Annotated in this window: 1 pseudogene; it reads left to right on the top strand. The window is 42.8% G+C overall.

What is annotated here, in order from left to right:
• Positions 1 to 230: pseudogene (locus HC175_RS17535) on the top strand (adenylosuccinate lyase); the annotation flags it as partial.
• Between the last annotated feature and the right edge of the window lie 277 nt (positions 231 to 507).

Genomic DNA, 507 nt, shown 5'->3' with positions numbered 1-507 from the left:
AACTCGATGCCGATCTGGAAAATAACTGGGCTGTAGTGGCTGAAGCCATTCAGACCATTCTTCGACGCGAGGGCTACCCCAACCCCTATGAAGCTTTAAAAGGCCTCACCCGTACCAACGAGAGAATAAACCGGGACAGTATTTCAGAGTTTATTGGAGGGTTGGAAGTTTCAGAAGAAATAAAGGAGGAGCTAAGGCAAATTAGTCCGCAGAATTACACGGGAATATAACTTAGTATTCAGTGTTCAGTGCTCAGTAGGCAGTTTGCAATGGTGCTTGGAATTTGGCGCTTGGAACTTGGTGCTTGGAATTTGGTGCTTGGTGCTTGGTGCTAAATCTTGAATTTTGAATAAAAATAAAGAGGCTCAAAACGCTATTTTTGATCCTCTTTTATTTTTTAATCCAGAAATCCGTTCAGGTCCGGTAGACCTGCAACATCCAATTCTCCTTTTTCGAAAGACTTGAGCAGTCTTATCATAGCTTCAGGATCCATGTCATTTCCGGTTA

It is taken from the genome of Salinimicrobium oceani, assembly GCF_012037645.1.
The sequence above is the reverse complement of the archived record's forward strand: the minus strand, read 5'-3'. Positions and strand labels throughout refer to the sequence as shown.